This window comes from Mesorhizobium sp. B2-3-15, from assembly GCF_006442875.1.
Lineage (GTDB): Bacteria > Pseudomonadota > Alphaproteobacteria > Rhizobiales > Rhizobiaceae > Mesorhizobium > Mesorhizobium australicum.
In genome coordinates this window covers 319,494-334,350 of sequence record NZ_VFVO01000001.1, presented here as the reverse complement: position 1 = coordinate 334,350, position 14,857 = coordinate 319,494, and the positions used below count along the sequence as shown (strand labels likewise).

15 protein-coding genes and 1 tRNA gene are annotated in these 14,857 nt (G+C 64.9%); 6 read left to right on the top strand and 10 right to left on the bottom strand.

The genetic code is table 11. The features are described 5' to 3' along the window. Positions 1 to 70: 70 nt before the first annotated feature. On the bottom strand, positions 71 to 1,033 hold the full coding sequence (locus FJ954_RS01650; RefSeq protein ID WP_015314544.1) for a sugar-binding protein: 963 nt from the start codon (positions 1,031 to 1,033) through the stop codon (positions 71 to 73). 615 nt (positions 1,034 to 1,648) lie between these two features. Between FJ954_RS01650 and FJ954_RS01640 the strand changes: the two genes are divergently transcribed. Continuing rightward, a complete protein-coding gene (locus tag FJ954_RS01640; protein WP_181172844.1) occupies positions 1,649 to 2,773 on the top strand; it encodes a LacI family DNA-binding transcriptional regulator in 1,125 nt (374 codons plus the stop codon). 112 nt (positions 2,774 to 2,885) lie between these two features. Beyond that, entirely contained in the window at positions 2,886 to 3,686 is an 801-nt protein-coding gene (locus FJ954_RS01635; RefSeq protein ID WP_015314542.1) for a class I SAM-dependent methyltransferase, read from the top strand. Positions 3,687 to 3,719: 33 nt separating this feature from the next. On the opposite strand, the gene FJ954_RS01630 is transcribed toward FJ954_RS01635, so the two are convergent. The 6 genes from FJ954_RS01630 to FJ954_RS01605 form a co-directional block, all read right to left on the bottom strand. After that, positions 3,720 to 4,205 (bottom strand): SRPBCC family protein, encoded by a 486-nt coding sequence (locus tag FJ954_RS01630; RefSeq protein ID WP_140660206.1) that lies wholly within the window; start codon positions 4,203 to 4,205, stop codon positions 3,720 to 3,722. Positions 4,206 to 4,207: 2 nt separating this feature from the next. Beyond that, on the bottom strand, positions 4,208 to 4,519 hold the full coding sequence (locus FJ954_RS01625; protein ID WP_015314540.1) for a metalloregulator ArsR/SmtB family transcription factor: 312 nt from the start codon (positions 4,517 to 4,519) through the stop codon (positions 4,208 to 4,210). A gap of 159 nt (positions 4,520 to 4,678) precedes the next feature. Continuing rightward, positions 4,679 to 5,437: an SDR family NAD(P)-dependent oxidoreductase gene (locus FJ954_RS01620; protein ID WP_140660205.1), complete on the bottom strand. Its 759-nt coding sequence runs from the start codon at positions 5,435 to 5,437 to the stop codon at positions 4,679 to 4,681. Between the two features lie 92 nt (positions 5,438 to 5,529). Then, a tRNA-Arg gene (locus tag FJ954_RS01615) sits at positions 5,530 to 5,606 on the bottom strand. A 230-nt stretch (positions 5,607 to 5,836) separates the two neighbouring features. Beyond that, on the bottom strand, positions 5,837 to 6,760 hold the full coding sequence (locus tag FJ954_RS01610) for a DUF1003 domain-containing protein (protein WP_140660204.1): 924 nt from the start codon (positions 6,758 to 6,760) through the stop codon (positions 5,837 to 5,839). A gap of 254 nt (positions 6,761 to 7,014) precedes the next feature. Beyond that, positions 7,015 to 7,908 carry a D-alanyl-D-alanine carboxypeptidase family protein gene (locus FJ954_RS01605; protein ID WP_140660203.1) on the bottom strand — a complete coding sequence of 298 codons (894 nt, stop codon included), beginning with the start codon at positions 7,906 to 7,908 and terminating at the stop codon, positions 7,015 to 7,017. A 258-nt stretch (positions 7,909 to 8,166) separates the two neighbouring features. Between FJ954_RS01605 and FJ954_RS01600 the strand changes: the two genes are divergently transcribed. From FJ954_RS01600 to FJ954_RS01585, 4 genes are all read left to right on the top strand, one after another. Beyond that, complete coding sequence (locus FJ954_RS01600) at positions 8,167 to 9,978, top strand: methyl-accepting chemotaxis protein (protein ID WP_181177728.1); 1,812 nt, start codon at positions 8,167 to 8,169, stop codon at positions 9,976 to 9,978. A 116-nt stretch (positions 9,979 to 10,094) separates the two neighbouring features. Further along, positions 10,095 to 11,189 (top strand): hypothetical protein, encoded by a 1,095-nt coding sequence (locus FJ954_RS01595; RefSeq protein WP_140660202.1) that lies wholly within the window; start codon positions 10,095 to 10,097, stop codon positions 11,187 to 11,189. 138 nt (positions 11,190 to 11,327) lie between these two features. Next, on the top strand, positions 11,328 to 11,948 hold the full coding sequence (locus tag FJ954_RS01590; RefSeq protein WP_140660201.1) for a nucleoside triphosphate hydrolase: 621 nt from the start codon (positions 11,328 to 11,330) through the stop codon (positions 11,946 to 11,948). 85 nt (positions 11,949 to 12,033) lie between these two features. Continuing rightward, positions 12,034 to 12,390 carry a hypothetical protein gene (locus FJ954_RS01585; RefSeq protein WP_140660200.1) on the top strand — a complete coding sequence of 119 codons (357 nt, stop codon included), beginning with the start codon at positions 12,034 to 12,036 and terminating at the stop codon, positions 12,388 to 12,390. A gap of 26 nt (positions 12,391 to 12,416) precedes the next feature. On the opposite strand, the gene FJ954_RS01580 is transcribed toward FJ954_RS01585, so the two are convergent. The 3 genes from FJ954_RS01580 to FJ954_RS01570 form a co-directional block, all read right to left on the bottom strand. Continuing rightward, positions 12,417 to 13,121, bottom strand: a complete 705-nt coding sequence (locus FJ954_RS01580) for a glutathione S-transferase N-terminal domain-containing protein (protein ID WP_140615337.1) — start codon at positions 13,119 to 13,121, stop codon at positions 12,417 to 12,419. Between the two features lie 200 nt (positions 13,122 to 13,321). Continuing rightward, positions 13,322 to 14,530 (bottom strand): beta-ketoacyl-[acyl-carrier-protein] synthase family protein, encoded by a 1,209-nt coding sequence (locus FJ954_RS01575; protein ID WP_015314513.1) that lies wholly within the window; start codon positions 14,528 to 14,530, stop codon positions 13,322 to 13,324. Positions 14,531 to 14,534: 4 nt separating this feature from the next. Continuing rightward, positions 14,535 to 14,789 carry an acyl carrier protein gene (locus tag FJ954_RS01570; protein WP_015314512.1) on the bottom strand — a complete coding sequence of 85 codons (255 nt, stop codon included), beginning with the start codon at positions 14,787 to 14,789 and terminating at the stop codon, positions 14,535 to 14,537. Between the last annotated feature and the right edge of the window lie 68 nt (positions 14,790 to 14,857).

Here is a 14,857-nt window from a genome sequence, read left to right as displayed (position 1 = left end):
ACCCCGGCAGGGTTCGTCAATGCGAACAGCCGGCTCAAGCGAAGTTGAGCCGGCTGAACTGCTTCTGGTCTTAGTTTCCAGCCATCGCCTTGAGATTGGCGGCGTAAGCGTCGACGTCATCCTTGCCGATGATCTTGGTCGGGATGATGATCAAATTGCCGGCCGGGATGCCCGACTTGTCACCCTTGAGATAGGCGGCCATCAGCTTCATGCCCTGATAGGCCCATTCGAAGGGCTGCTGCACGACGGTGGCGGCAATGGTGCCTTCCTTGACGCCGCCCAGCGTGATCGGATCGTCGTCGAAGCCGACGACGGTGATCGAGCCAAGCTTGCCGGCATCGCGCAGCGCTTCATAGATGCGTGGCGTGTTGTAGGAGTAGAAGCCGACCATGCAGGTGACGTCGGGGCTGGCGACCAGCGCGTCCTCGACATTCTTCTTGGCACGCGCCTGGTCAATGTCGTCGCCGCGTACGTCGACGAGTTCGATCTTGGTGCCGGCGAGGCCGTCCTTCATGCCCTGGATGCGCTCCTTGGCATTGTCGGCGCCGAGCAGGCCGACGAAGCCCAGGCACTTGCCGCCGTCCGGCATCGCCTTCTTGGCGATTTCGGCCGCCTGCTTGCCGGCGTCGACATTGGACGAGCCGATATAGGCGACACGCTTGGTCTGCGGGGCGTCGCTATCGGTGGTGAACAGCGCCGTTTGCGAAGCGATCTTGTTCAGGCCATCCGTCGAGGTCTTGGGATCGACGGCCGAGACCATGATGCCCTTGACGCCGGCGGTCACCAGATCGTCCATCAGCCGCTGCTGGATGGCGACGGAGGATTGTTCGGGATATTTGAGTTCGAGCGTATAGTCGGGCAGTTCGCCCTGCGCCTTCTTGACGCCGGCTTCGGCCGCTTTCCAGAAGTCGGAAGCGCCGTTGACGACGAAGGCCAGCGTCGGCTTGTCGTCGGCGCGCGCGATTGCCGTCGCCGTCAGGCCGACAGCCAGGGCCGCGGCGGCCACGGATGCATTGCGTATCAAGGATTTCATGTTCAACCTCCCGTTTTGGTCAGTCGTAGGACTGGCCGGACTTGCTCACTGGATTGTCTTGCACACTAAATTTGTCTTGCTCACCTGAATTGCCGTCTGCGGCGTGGACGCCCTCCTCCTCAAGGGGTTCCCGGCATTGAAAGAATGGCGTCGTTACCAGCCACGGCCACGGACTTTAGAGACTCATTCTTCGTTCGTAAATAGTCCGATTTGTCTGACATATCACATATCTGAGACATGGTTTGCGGAAGTCATATCCGCCCCCCATGAGGCCATTCACAGACACTTCCATCGCAGCCGGACCAATCGGGGCCGGCGGCGATGGATTGACGGTATAGCGCATCCTTGTATTAGTAAACACTATTAGCAAACGACCGGTCCGGTGGCGCTCGGGTGTCATGGCCGAATCGATCTACCGACGCGGCGATGGCTGATCGCACGCCAGGGCCTTTGCGACCTCTGGTTTTTGCGGGGGCTCGAGCCGGTGTGTCGGGGATGGGTCTCAAGGATGGTAATAATTATTAGTGCGGTCGATGCGCATGTGAATCGGAAGCGCCGCCTCATCTTGTTGGACCGGGGGGCTGCGGCTAGACAGGCTGGGGATTTGGGGGCGGCATGAGCGAGACGACGGACCAGGCCATCAGGAAGCGCCGCAAGGCGGCGGCAAAGCCCAAGGGCCGCGTCACCATGACCGACATCGCACGCGCCGCCGGCTGCTCGCAGGCGACGGTTTCCTTCGTGCTCAACAATTCGCCTGGCATTCGCCTGTCGCGGCAGACGCGGGAGCGGGTAATCGAGGCGGCGCGCGCGCTCGGCTACAGCGCCCCCGCCTTCTCCGCGCTGAAGCCCGTTGCGGCTTTCGAGGGGGCTTTTGATGGCCCCGCCTTCGACGGACTCGACGGCGTGATCGGCTTCGCCGTCGACCAGCTCGCCACCAGCCCGGAAGCGGTGGTCGCCATCGAAGGCGCGCGCCAGGCCTCGTGGAATGCCGGCAACGTGCTTCTGGTGGCGCAGACCATGGGCGACGCCGTGATGGAGCCGCGCGCCATCTCGGCGCTGACTAGGCGCGGCATTTCGGCATTGATCTACATGACCATCTTCACCCGCGAAATCACGGCGCCCGATTTCCTCTACGGCCTCGACATCCCAGTCATCCTGCTCAACTGCTACACGGCGGACTATGCCTTCCCCGCCGTGGTGCCCTCCGAAATCGCCGGCGGCCAGAGCTCGACGCGACACCTGATCAGCCACGGCCACCGCCGCATCGCCACCATCACGGGCGAACCCTGGATGCAGGCAGCACAGGACCGGCTGAAAGGCTACCGCCGCGCGCTCGCCACCGCCGACATCCCCTTCGACCCCGAACTGGTGGTCGAGGGCGACTGGTCGGCCAGCGCCGGCTACGCCGCGACAGTGAAGCTCTTGGCCCTGAAGGACCGCCCGACCGCCATCTTCTGCCAGAACGACCGCACCGCGATCGGCTGCTACGAAGCCCTGAAGGAAGCCGGCCTGCACATTCCCGCCGACATCTCGGTCGTTGGCTATGACGACGAGGAAATCGCCCGGCATTTGTTCCCGCCGCTGACGACGTCGATCCTTCCGCACATGGCCATGGGCCAATGGGCGATCGAGCAGCTGGAAGCGCCTGCGATAGTGGGGCGGGGGCGATATCCAATCACCAAGCTGGAATGCCCGCTGGTGGAGCGCGAGAGCGTGGCGGCATTCAAGGGTGTCGCATAAAGAGCCGGACTTTTCCTCCCGCACTCGGAGGCAGGCGTCCGCCGTGCGCTCCCCTGCCTTGGCTTCATCCTGATAGAGGTCTAGCCTGCGCCCGCAGCCAAGGGAGGCGCATATGACGTCGAGTTTCACCGTTCATGACGCGTCCGGCTATGAGCAACTCATGGGCCGCTGGAGCCGAAAGCTCGCGCCCAGCTTCATCGGTTTCGCCGGGTTCGCCCCTGGCGAAAAGATCCTCGACGTCGGCTGCGGCACCGGCAGCCTGACGTTCGAACTGGCGAAATCCGCCGACCTCGCGGCGATCGCGGCCATCGACTTTTCGCCTGTTTTCGTCGAGGCCGCAAAGCGACGCAACACCGATCCGCGCATCGAGATATCGCAGGCCGACGCCACCGCCTTGCCGTTCGCCGACCATGCGTTCGACCGCGCGCTGGCGCTGCTGGTGCTTCACTTCGTGCCGGAAGCCGGCAAGGCGGTTGCCGAAATGCGCCGGGTGACGCGGCCGGGCGGCGTGGTCGCGGCCGTGGTGTGGGACCATCTCGGCGGCATGGCGGGCATGCGCATGATGATCGACACGGTCGCCGCGCTCAGCGAGAGCGGGCGCCAGCTGCGCGGCCGCTATTGCTTCCAGCCGATGATGCAGCCCGGCGAAATGAAGCGGACCTTCATCGAGCAGGGGCTGGCCGACGTGACCGAAACCGAGCTGATGATCCGTATGGATTACCAGGACTTCGCCGATTACTGGACGCCGATTTCAGCCGGCGAGGGCTCGCTCGGCAAATACGTGACCACGCTGGAGGCAGCCGAGCGCGAGCGCACCGAGGCTGCCGTCCGCGATGCCTATCAGGCCGGGCGACCGGACGGCCCGAGGTCGTTCGCCAATGTCGCCTGGGCGTGCAGGGGCGTGGCGCCCTGACCACCCAGGCGGCGAAGCGCCTTTGAACCGCGATCAGGCCTGCCGAGCAACCAGATCGGCATAGCGCTGCAGGTAAAGCGGCCAGCCCTGATCGCCGGCGACGCTGTCGCGCACACCTTCCCAGCCCTGGCCATGGCGCTCCAGGTTGCGGTGCTCGATCTCGACGCGGGTACGCCCAGCCGTTTCGGCGGTGAACCGCACTTCCCACTCGCTGGTCTTGGCCGGATCGGTCTCGATGCGCCAGTGCGGGCTGATGTCCCAGCTCAGGAGCACGCGGTTGGGGGGCTCATAGGCCAGCACGCGCGCCCAGCGGCACTCGCTGCCGTCGACGCCGCGGTCATAGACGTGGCCGCCGACGCGAGGCTCGAACACCGTCTCGGCGATCTGGGCTGCAAGCAGGTTATGCTCGGGCGGTTTGAAACTGCCGAAATCCTCGGTGAAGACCTTGAAGGCGCGCTCGATCGGCGCCTCGACGACGACGGATTGTTTCACGGAGGCGATGGGGATCTGGGTGTTCATGGTCACTCCTCTGGTGGGGTCTCGACGGCCAGCTTGTAGGCCGCGAGCGTCTTGCTCCAGAACCGGTCGAGCCAGGCGCGCATCTGACCAAGCCCGTGCGGATCGATGTGGTAGACGTTGCTGGCGCCCTTCGGCTCCGCGCGCACCAGCCGCGAGTCGCGAAGCACCTTGAGATGCTGCGACACCGCGGACTGCGACACGCTGACCTGCCGCGTGACCTCCGCCACCGAGCGCGGACGCTCCGCGATCAGCTCGAAAATCTGCCTTCGGGTCGGATCGCCCAGGGCGGCAAGCTGTGCGCTATCAACAGTCATGACTTATGATTAGTGCAGGCTGATGGTTGAGTCAAGTGACGGTGCCAGCGGCCAAGTGGCGGCGGGGAAATTTCTCACGAGATAGAGGTTACACCTCATTACGGTGGAAGGAGTTGCGCCAAGGTGAAATCCGCCAGGGCATGAGACTGGCCGCGCCGTCTATCCCTTGCGTTCTTCAAGGCTGTTGCCGCCATCGACCACCAGCAAGGCGCCGTTGACATAGCTGGCGCTCTCGGAAGCCAGGAACACGACCGCCGCCGCGACCTCGTCGGGCCGGCCGGCGCGGCCCGGCGGCGCATGCAGGGCCGCCATCCGCTCCGCCTCGCTCGACGCGCCGGTTTCGATCCAGCCGGGCGCGACGGCATTGGCGGTGACCCCGTGGCGCGCCGCTTCCAGCGCCAATGTCCGGGTCAGGCCGACCATGCCGGCCTTCGCCGCGGAATAGGCGGCGGTGCCCTGGTAGGATACCAGCGGCCCGGTCACCGACGCGACGTTGACGATGCGCCCATACCCCGTTTCGACCATCGCCGGCAGAAACGCCCTGGTGACGAGAAACGCGGTCTTCAGGCTGGTCTCGATGCCCCGGTCCCACTCGGCCTCGCTCATCGCCAGGAACGTCTTGTCCACGGACGGCGACGCCAGCGATCCCATGCCGGCATTGTTGACCAGGATAGCGACAGCGCCGACCTCGGCCCGCAGCCGCTCCACCTCCGTCGCGATGGTAAGATCGGCGACCGCGGCCGTGGCATCGACGCCATCGCCGCGAAGCTCGCCAGCGCGCTCCAGCACCCGCGCGCTGGCGCCGGTCAGGAAAACCGCATGCCCGGCCCGGCCAAACTGCCGCGCAATGGCAAAGCCGATGCCGTCAGCCGCGCCGGCGCCGGTAATCAGGACACGTCTGGTGGTGGTTGTGGCCAAGTCTGGCTCCAAAACCCGTTCGGGTCAGAAGTGTTACCCATGTCTCCGGTATAAACCGTAACCTATGTGTCCGGAACGGACCCTTGGAAGCATGGCGCACCCGACAGGATTCGAACCTGTGACCTCTGCCTTCGGAGGGCAGCGCTCTATCCAGCTGAGCTACGGGTGCTTTCAAGGCGAAGAGCCCGGAAAACGAACCAGCCGGCCGAACCGGCAAGTCACGGCTTCTTAGCGGAAGCGGGCGCGGGCTTCAACGGGCAATTGGCGGCGTTGCGAACTTGGCTTGATGCGTCTGGGCCTCGCGTACGGCATCCTGCTCTTCGCAGGCTCAGGGCGTTCGAAGCTCGAAAGGCCAAGCAGTTGGCTTTTCGTCCGCTACACGGACCACTCCTCACCCCTTCACTGCTCTACCGGGCTCTTCACCGCCCGCCGCCCGCGCACCGCCCGCTTTGCCTTCTTGGCGCTCGCCAGCTCATGCATGGCATCGAGCTGCATCTGCTGCATCTCGGCCAGCCGCGTCCATTGCCGCGAGATGAGGTAGTCGAGCTTTTCGTGCAGGTGGCGGACTTCCAGTTCGGCCTTGAGGTTGACGCGGTAGTCGTTGAAGGAGCGCAGCCGATCCTTGGCCTCCGTCCGTCTCTGGCTCATCATGATGATCGGCGCCTGGACGGCGGCGATGCAGGAGAGCAGCAGGTTGAGCAGGATGAAGGGGTAGGGGTCGAAGGCGCCCGCCATGCCCGCGATCAGGTTGATGCCGATCCACACCAGGAGCACACTGGCGAACGAGATCAGGAACCACCAGCTGCCGCCGAATGCGGCCATGTTGTCGGAAACGCGGTCGGCGAAGGAGCGGTGCTCCTCGAATTCTTCTTCACTGTTCTCCGAGATCGTGTCCTGCCGGGCGATCGATTCCACCACCTGGCGGTCGAGCTCGGAGAATTCGCCGTGCTCCTGCTGTAAGAGCTCCTCCATGTAGCGCATGCGGTAGCGGCCGAGCTCCTCGCGGCTGATGCGCGCGCCCTTGGGCAGGTCGGGGTGGTCCGAATGAATGCGGTCGGCGAGGCTCGGGCGCAGCGTGTCGATGCGCACAAGGTCGCGCTTGCGGAATTTGCGGCCCGAGATCGCCGATGGCTTTTTCTTCGGCTTCAGCCGTGATGCGCCGGGGCCTGACGGTTCGGAGTCCGGCACTTCGGGCGTGTCGAAATGCTCGTCGGAAACCTCGTGCAAATCCTCTTGCGTGGTCGGCGCCTCGAAATATTCGCCGCCGCTGTCGTTCTCATTGTCGGCCGACTTCTGCTCGGATGCCTTGGGAACGGTGCTCATGATGGGCTCCTGCGCTGTAAGTTAGGATACGCTGAGGCGACGGCGCTTATCCACTGTCGGATTTCGCAGCCTATGCCACGTCTTCCGCACGATTGCGTGACAGTCGCAAGATGGTAGCCGGCTGTGAGGTTTTTACAGTGACCAAGGCACGACTTGGGTCGGCGTCCGCCCAAGGGCGGACCGTGTCTTCACCGTTCATCGTTCAAAAAGCCAGGCAAGTGGCTTTTTGTCCGCTGCGCGGATCACGCCTCACTTCACTGCTGTTCGGCGAACATCAGCCTGGTCTTGGTGTCGGCCATGGTGGGCGACAGGCTGCGCTGGATCAGCGCTTCGACATGGTCGTTGCGCTGGCGGGCACTGTCGGCGCCCATCACCACCACGATCAGCTGGCGGCCGTCGGCATCGTAGGAGGTGACGATGTTGAAGCCGGAAGCCCTGATATAGCCTGTCTTGATGCCGTTCACGCCGCGCACGCGGCCGAGCATGTCATTATGGCCGCGCACCAGCCGGCCGCGAAACATGAAGTCGCTTTCGGAGAAATAATGGAAGTGCTGCGGGAAGCGCCGCTGCAGCGACATGCCGAGCACCGCCATGTCGTGGGCGGTCGTCATCTGGCCGTCGTCGGGCAGGCCCGATGCGTTGCGGAAGGTGGTGCTGCTCATGCCGAGCTGGCGCGCCTTGGATGTCATCATGGCGGCGAACTGGTCTTCAGAGCCGCCGAGATATTCGCCCACCGCCACCGCCACGTCATTGGCCGATTTGACGACGATGGCGCGGACGGCGGAATCGACATCGATCGTCTCCCCGCGCCGGAAACGCATCTTGGTCGGCGGCTGCGAGGCGGCGTGGTCGGAAACCGGGATCTGCGTTTCCTTGGTGACGCGGCCGGTCTCCATCGCCTCGAACAGCAGATAGAGCGTCATCATCTTGGTCAGCGAGGCCGGATAACGCTGCGCCGTCGAATTGACCTCGAACAGCTGCTTGCCGCTCTTTCCGTCGACGACGATGGCCGCGTATTTCTGCGGCGGCGCCGGCACGGCCAGAACGCTGTCGGGCGGGGCCGTGGTCGAGCAGCCGGCCGTCAGGGCCGCCAGGGCCAGGACAGCCAGGATTTTCTGGAAGAGCGGAAAGAGACGCGGCAAGGACAAGGGCTGGACTGTTCTGGCGATGCTGTTGCTGAGATAAGGCGAAGCTAACGTAACGCGGCGGGTGCGTCCATTTGGTTAATGCCGGTTAGCCCCGGGAATGTCGAGTGCCGGCGCGACCTGTTTCCCCACCCGCCAAAGCGGGGAAGAGGAACCAGGCCTTGCCACCGCCCCGAAATCGCCCGTTTCCTGTCTTTCCTTGCCAAAGCAGCGTTTCCCGTGGGAAGGAGCGTGGCATCTGGCGGCAGGGGGGCTCGCAAAATGGCTGACATTGGGGCTGGCGCCGCGCCGTCATTGATCAGGGCGTCGCTCAGCCGCACCGGCAAATGGGCCGGCAGCATCGCCTTCATCGGCGGCGCCGTTTCCGACATCCTCAACCCGCTGGCGCCGTTCGCCGCCTATATCGCGCTGGCTGCCTCGATCGCGGCCGTCATCATCGCCATTGCCATCGTGCTCAGGCTCGTGCTGGCGGCCAAGGCGCTGCCGGCGCTGGTGTTCGCCACCAGTGCGGCGGCGGTTGCCGGCGGCGTCTACGCCGTGCAGAAGGAGACCAATTCGCAGAACGGCATCATCGCCAGCCTGGTGCCGGCGGTCGCGCAACTGCAGCAGTCGATGGGCATCGTCGCCGAAAAGGTGGCCAGGATCGAGCAGACGGTCACGCAAACCCAGAAGACCGTCGAAGAGGTCAAGAAATCGACCGACACGGTTGCCCAGAAAACCGATCAGATCGCCTCCGCCCAGCAGCAGCAAGCGGCCCAAGGCGCCGCGACGCAAAGGACCGTCGAAGCGGTCAAGCAAACCACCGAGACACTCGTGGGCGGCCAGCAGCAGCAAGTGGCCCAGGCCGAAAAGCTTCAGGCGACGACTGAGCAGATCGCCGCCTCGATCGACACGATAGCCAAGGGGTTTGCCACCTTGGCCGCGCAAGGCGGCGCCATCGCCGAGCCGAAGCGGCCGGACGAGTTCTACCACAATGCCCGCGTCTACGAGCTCTCGGGCGACATGCTCAACGCGCGGCGCTCCTACCTCGCCTTTGCCGGCTTCGATGTCGACGCCATCGACCCCTATACGCGCTTTGCCACACTTCTGCGGGTCCAGGATGGCAAGGCCGGCGCCCGCGAGGTGTTCGGCCAGCTCGCGGAGAAAGCCAAGGCGCCATCGATCAAGCTCGTCCACCTGCTGCAGTTCGACGATACCCAGCGGCTCGACAAGCTCAACGCCTTCATCGTGGCCAATCCGGACTATGCGCCGGCCTATTTCCTGTTGGCGCAGGAGTTCTCGGAGGATCGGCTCGGCAGCCAGACGCTGGCCGATAAGCGCAGCGAAGCCCAGGCGCTGACCAAGTTCGTCTCTTACGAGAAGGATGGCGGGCTGCTCGGATATTTCGTCGACCAGACCCAGCTTGCCGACTGGCTGGACCGCGGCCGCGGCCGGCTGGCGGCCCTTGGCGACGTGCTCGACCCCGCCCGCTTTGCGCCGTCGCTGACGCCGATGCGTTCCAACCAGGGCTGGTCGATGACCATTTCGCTGCCCGAGCCGGCGACCGCGATATCCTGGCGTCTTGGCGGCAGCGGTCCCTTCACCGACACCGGCCTGCTGGCGCTCAACGACCAGCGAACCGGCAAGCCGATGCCCAATCCGAGCTTCGAATTGCCCGACAGCACGGCGCAGACCACGATCGCGATCAAATACCTCGACATCAGGGGGCGCGAGACAGGCCCGTTCGACATAGGCTTCGACCCGGATGCCGCCCTGCAACAGGGCAACAAGCAGATCCTCGACCAGTTCTGGACCTCATGGATCGCCTTCGACGCCAGCGGCAATCATGGGCTGGTCTATTTCACGCAGATGCTGTCCTACCGCTGCGCCATCAAGGAAGTGCATTACAGCCTGAATGGTGCCGCGCTCGACAAGACCCTTCCCATGCCGCCCTGCAATGCCAGGGATCCCTACGCCATCCCCGATGATTTCCAGCCCTATTTCAAGGTCGCCGAAGGCGTGACCTCGATGTCGGTGCAGGTGACCTATACCGACGGGACGAAATCGCCGGTGCGGGACTACAAGCGGCAATAGGGCTGGCATTTTCCGACGAAGCGAGCGCGAAACCGATGCAAAATACGCGCCCGCGCGCTTGCGCGGTGCGCCGAACGGGTTCTTCTTGGCACCCTTCGGATTCGGGTGAGAGAGCCATGGATACAGTCACGATCAACGCCAAGGGCATTTCGGTTTCGCTCGACCTCACGGTCGGCCACATCGCCGACATGATCATCGAGAGCGGCGCGCGCCGATTGAAGCCGCTGCACCGCGCACCCTGGGTCGACGCGGGCGAGACGCTGCCTCCAGACCTGCCGCGGGGCACCGTCCGGCTCTCCGGCGACTTTCTGTGCGCGCCGTTTTCGCGCAGCGATGTCGAGGAGGCGCCGCTGCATGGCTGGCCGGCCAACAGCGCCTGGGATGTGGTCGACAGCGGCGCCACGGATGGCGGCTGGCGCGCGGTTTTCCGGCTGCGCCACAAGGTGATGGGCGCCAGCGTCGACAAGATTTTCACGCTGCGCGACGACCATCCTTTTCTCTACCAGGAACATGTGTTTTCCGGCGGGTCCGGCGCGATCTCGGTCGCCCATCACCCGATGACGGCAATGAAAGGCGGCGGCAGGCTGGCTTTCTCGCCGAAGCGGTTTGCCGCCACGCCAGCCGATCCGCTGGAGCCGGACCCCGCGCGCGGCCGCTTCATGCTGGCCTACCCCGGTCGGTCTTCGGACCTCGGGCATTTCCCCGCTGCCGGCGGCGGCACGCTCGATCTGGCGGATTACCGCATGGATGACCGGCGCGAGGATTTCCTCACCCTGGTCGAGGCCGACCATGGCGGGCCGGGCTGGACCGCGCTGGCGCGCCAGGCCGAGGACGATCTGGTGCTGGTGCTGAAGAACCCGGCCGAACTGCCTGTTACCATGCTTTGGTTCAGCAATGGCGGGCGCGACTACGCGCCGTGGAGCGGCCGCCATCTCGGCGTGCTCGGCATCGAGGATGGGCGCACCGCGGTCGGCCACGCCGCCTCGCTGGGCGACAACTGGCTGAAGCGCGAGGGCGTGGCGACCGCGTTCGCGCTCGGCCAGGATCGCGTCTCGTTCCGCCATGTCATCGGTGCGTTGCCCCTGTCGGGTGGCGGGCCTCCGCGCGCGATCACCACGGCGGGTGGCCACCTGCGGTTGGCTGGCGCCGCGGCATCGGAGGTCCCGTTCGATAGCGAATTTCTGCGTATCGGCCAGCCAGCGGCGCGCTGAAGACAAAGCCGCAAGGGACTAATCGCAGTCGCCACTGCTGACTCCACAACCGGTCGCTCTAAATCGTGCAAATCGCGGTTTGAAATTTCAAGCGACCGCCGACAAGATGCGTCCAAAATCCGCGGAAGGAGCCGAAAAATGTCCGAAATCGCCCACCTCGCCGCCACCATCTTCAAGCGTGCCGGCAAGGCAAATCGCTTCATCGTCGCCATTGCCGGGCCGCCGGGCGCCGGCAAGTCGACACTGTCGGCAAGCCTGCATGACCTTTTGCCGGAAGGCGCGGTGGAGGTCGTGCCCATGGACGGCTTCCACTATGACGACATCGTGCTCGAGCGGCGCGGTCTGCGGGCGCGAAAGGGCGCGCCCGACACGTTCGACTTTGGCGGCTTCGAGACGCTTTTGAAGCGCATCCGCGCCGGCGAGGCCGAGATTGCCATTCCGGTGTTCGACCGCGGCATGGAATTGTCGCGCGCCGCCGCGGCGATTGTCGGCGCCGAGACCAAGTTCATCCTGGTGGAAGGCAATTACCTGCTGCTCGACGAGGAGCCGTGGTCGCGCCTGGCGCCGCTGTTCGATTTCTCGATCTTCGTCGACGTGCCGCGCAACGAGCTCGAACGCCGCCTGATGGAACGCTGGCACGAGCATGGACGTTCCGACGCGGATGCGCGCGCCTGGATCGCCTCCAACGACATGCCCAACATCGAACGCGTGCTTGCGCGGCGCCGGGCGGCCGACCTGGTCTTTGGTCAACCCGGTTAATTTTCAGTATTTTTCGGCGGGAACCTTAAGACTTACAACGCGTTATCCCGATCAGGCAATCATGCCAGAAGAGGGATTCCGTCCGATGGCAACAAACGCAAAAAAGCCCGCCAGGGGCAAGTCAGCACAACCGAGAGCGCCGCGGTCGACGGCCGGGGCTGGCCCGGCGATCGCCCAGCGCTCCAAGGATGCGAAGGCCTTCGGCAAGGCGGCGCCGAAAAAAGTCGTGCCAGGGTCGAAAGCGGCCACGCCGAAATCGGCCGCCAAGCCCGCCCAGGCGAAGAAGCCGGCCGTGGCCGGCGGCTCGAAAGCAGGCGGCGGCTCGAAGGTTCGCACCGCGGCCAATGTCGCCGCTGGCGCGGTCGTGGCCACGGCGCGTGGCGTGGCATCCCTTGCCGCCTCCGTGGTCGGCAGGGGCGGACCCAAGGCGAAAGCAAAGTAGGCCGCTCTTCCCGTGGGCTGACGGGTTCAGCCTCGCGCCGGAATGGTCAGGCCTTTCTGCACCGCCGGCCGCGCCAGGCCTCGCTCCAGCCAGGCTGCCAGATTGGCGAAATCGTCGAAGCCGACCAGATCGCGGGCTTCGTAGAAGCCGATCAGGTTGCGCACCCAGCCGAGCAGCGAGATGTCGGCGATGGTGTAGTCATTGTCCATGATCCACTTGCGGCCCTTCAGCCTGACGTCGAGAACGCCGAGCAGGCGGCGCGATTCGTCGCGGTAGCGCTCCAGCGGCCGCTTGTCGGCGATCTCGCGGCCGGCGAATTTGTGGAAGAACCCGACCTGGCCGAACATCGGCCCAATCGCCGCCATCTGGAAGAAGACCCACTGGATCGTCTCGTAGCGCCGCGCCGCGTCGACAGGCATGAGCAGGCCGGTCTTTTCCGCCAGGTAGAGCAGGATCGCACCGGATTCGAACAGGCCGATCGGCGCACCGTCCGGTCCGTCGGGATCGATGATCGCCGGGATCTTGCCGTTGGGATTGAGCGACAGGAATTCCGGGGTCCAGCTCTCGTTCTTGCCGATGTTGATCAGGTGCGGCTCATAGGGCAGGCCGATTTCCTCCAGCGCGATCGAGATCTTCACGCCGTTCGGCGTCGTTGCCGAATAGAGCTGGATCTGGTCCGGATGCTTGGCCGGCCAGCGGCTTGCGATCGGAAAGGCGGACAGGTCGGCCATCGGGAACTCCTGATCGGGGGGATGCGCACCAAGCGGCGCGATATTGGCGGGTCGGCCAAGAATTAGGGCTGCGGCGAGGCCGGATCAATATGGCGGCGCCGCTTTCACCACGCACGGACAGTCACCCAATTCGGACCGCGCGAACGGTGGTGACCGCGCGGCCAGGTGGTGACCGCCCGGCCGGTGGTAACCGCCCGGGGTCAGATTGCCTTGAAGGCCAGCACGGCATTGGTGCCGCCAAAGGCAAAGCCATTGCTGATGGCGGCGCGCACCTTGCGCTCGCGCGCGACATTCGGCGTCACGTCGAGATCGCAGTCGGGATCGGCCTCGCGGTAATTCGCCGTTGGCGGCACGACGCCTTCGCGGATCGCCATGACGCAGGCGATCATCTCCAGCCCGCCCGAGGCGCCGAGGCAATGCGCGTGCATCGACTTGGTCGAGGAGACGGATAGCGCGCGCGCATGGTCGCCGAAGACGCGCTTGATCGCGAGGGTTTCGATCTGGTCGTTGGCCTTGGTGCCGGTGCCGTGCGCGTTAAGGTAGTCGATGTCTTCGGGATTGAGCCCGGCATCCGCCAGGCAGAAGCGCATCGCCGCTTCCGGCCCCTCGACGGTCGGCGCGACGATATCGGAGGCATCGGCCGAAAGGCCGGCGCCGGCGATTTCAGCCAAAATGGTGGCGCCGCGTGCCATCGCATGGTCGTAGCTTTCCAGAACCGCCATGCCGGCGCCTTCGCCCAGCACCAGCCCCTGGCGGTCGGCCGAGAACGGCCTGCATGTGTCGGGCGAAAGCACACGCAGCGCCTCCCAGCCCTTCAGCACGCCCCACACGAGCGGCGCATCGGTGCCCCCGGCCACCATCACGTCGGCGCGCCCGAGCCTGATCTGGTCGACCGCCGATGCGATGGCATGATTGGCCGACGAACAGGCCGAAGTGACGCCGAACACCGGTCCGCGCAAACCCAGATGCATGCTGACCTGACCGGCGGCGGCGCCCGGCATCACTCTTGGAACGGTGAAGATACCGGCGCGATTCTTGCCCTCGAGCAGGATGGCGCGATAATTCTCCTCGACGGTCTCGAAGCCGCAGACGCCAACACCGACAATGGTTCCCATCCGATAGGTGTTGTCCGCATGCGGGACCAATCCGGACTGCCGCATGGCTTCTTTCGCCGCTAGCACCGCCAGCAGGCTGAAGCGATCCATCGACACCAGTTGCTTGCGCTCGATGCCGTGATCCGGCAGGGCTTTGATTTCGCAGCCGGTCTTGACCTTCAGGTCGTGCAGGAAGGGGTTGTCGATCGGGCCAATCGCCGACCGGCCGGCCCGCATCTCGGCCCAGATTGCCTGCGCATCGGTGCCCAATCCGCACAGTCCACCGATGCCGGTAATGACGACGCGCTTCAGCATTCGGTCAGGCTTTTTTCGCGATCAGCGCGCGAACGGCCTCGACCATGTCGCCGACGTTCTTCAGGTTGCTCCAGGCGTCGACCGTGTTCATCTCGATCTCGATGCCATATTGCTCCTCGAGGTCGAAGATGATCTCGGTCAGCTCCAGCGAATGGATGCCGAGCGCCGTCAATTCGGTTGTGGTGGTGATTTCCTCGCCGCCCGGCTCGGCATGGGCCTTGATCTTCTCGATGATGTCCGCTGCCAGCTGGTCAGCCATTCGGTTTCTTCCCCACTGTGTCGTTTCCCGACGCCAACTGAACGGCGCCTTCTTGTCCTCGATATCAG

Excerpts from the sequence above, each read along its gene's own strand:
- FJ954_RS01650 (WP_015314544.1), bottom strand. The coding sequence starts at position 1,033 with ATGAAATCCTTGATACGCAATGCATCCGTGGCCGCCGCGGCCCTGGCT.
- FJ954_RS01640 (WP_181172844.1), top strand. The coding sequence starts at position 1,649 with ATGAGCGAGACGACGGACCAGGCCATCAGGAAGCGCCGCAAGGCGGCG.
- FJ954_RS01635 (WP_015314542.1), top strand. The coding sequence starts at position 2,886 with ATGACGTCGAGTTTCACCGTTCATGACGCGTCCGGCTATGAGCAACTC.
- FJ954_RS01630 (WP_140660206.1), bottom strand. The coding sequence starts at position 4,205 with ATGAACACCCAGATCCCCATCGCCTCCGTGAAACAATCCGTCGTCGTC.
- FJ954_RS01625 (WP_015314540.1), bottom strand. The coding sequence starts at position 4,519 with ATGACTGTTGATAGCGCACAGCTTGCCGCCCTGGGCGATCCGACCCGA.
- FJ954_RS01610 (WP_140660204.1), bottom strand. The coding sequence starts at position 6,760 with ATGAGCACCGTTCCCAAGGCATCCGAGCAGAAGTCGGCCGACAATGAG.
- FJ954_RS01600 (WP_181177728.1), top strand. The coding sequence starts at position 8,167 with ATGGCTGACATTGGGGCTGGCGCCGCGCCGTCATTGATCAGGGCGTCG.
- FJ954_RS01595 (WP_140660202.1), top strand. The coding sequence starts at position 10,095 with ATGGATACAGTCACGATCAACGCCAAGGGCATTTCGGTTTCGCTCGAC.
- FJ954_RS01590 (WP_140660201.1), top strand. The coding sequence starts at position 11,328 with ATGTCCGAAATCGCCCACCTCGCCGCCACCATCTTCAAGCGTGCCGGC.
- FJ954_RS01585 (WP_140660200.1), top strand. The coding sequence starts at position 12,034 with ATGGCAACAAACGCAAAAAAGCCCGCCAGGGGCAAGTCAGCACAACCG.
- FJ954_RS01580 (WP_140615337.1), bottom strand. The coding sequence starts at position 13,121 with ATGGCCGACCTGTCCGCCTTTCCGATCGCAAGCCGCTGGCCGGCCAAG.
- FJ954_RS01575 (WP_015314513.1), bottom strand. The coding sequence starts at position 14,530 with ATGCTGAAGCGCGTCGTCATTACCGGCATCGGTGGACTGTGCGGATTG.
- FJ954_RS01570 (WP_015314512.1), bottom strand. The coding sequence starts at position 14,789 with ATGGCTGACCAGCTGGCAGCGGACATCATCGAGAAGATCAAGGCCCAT.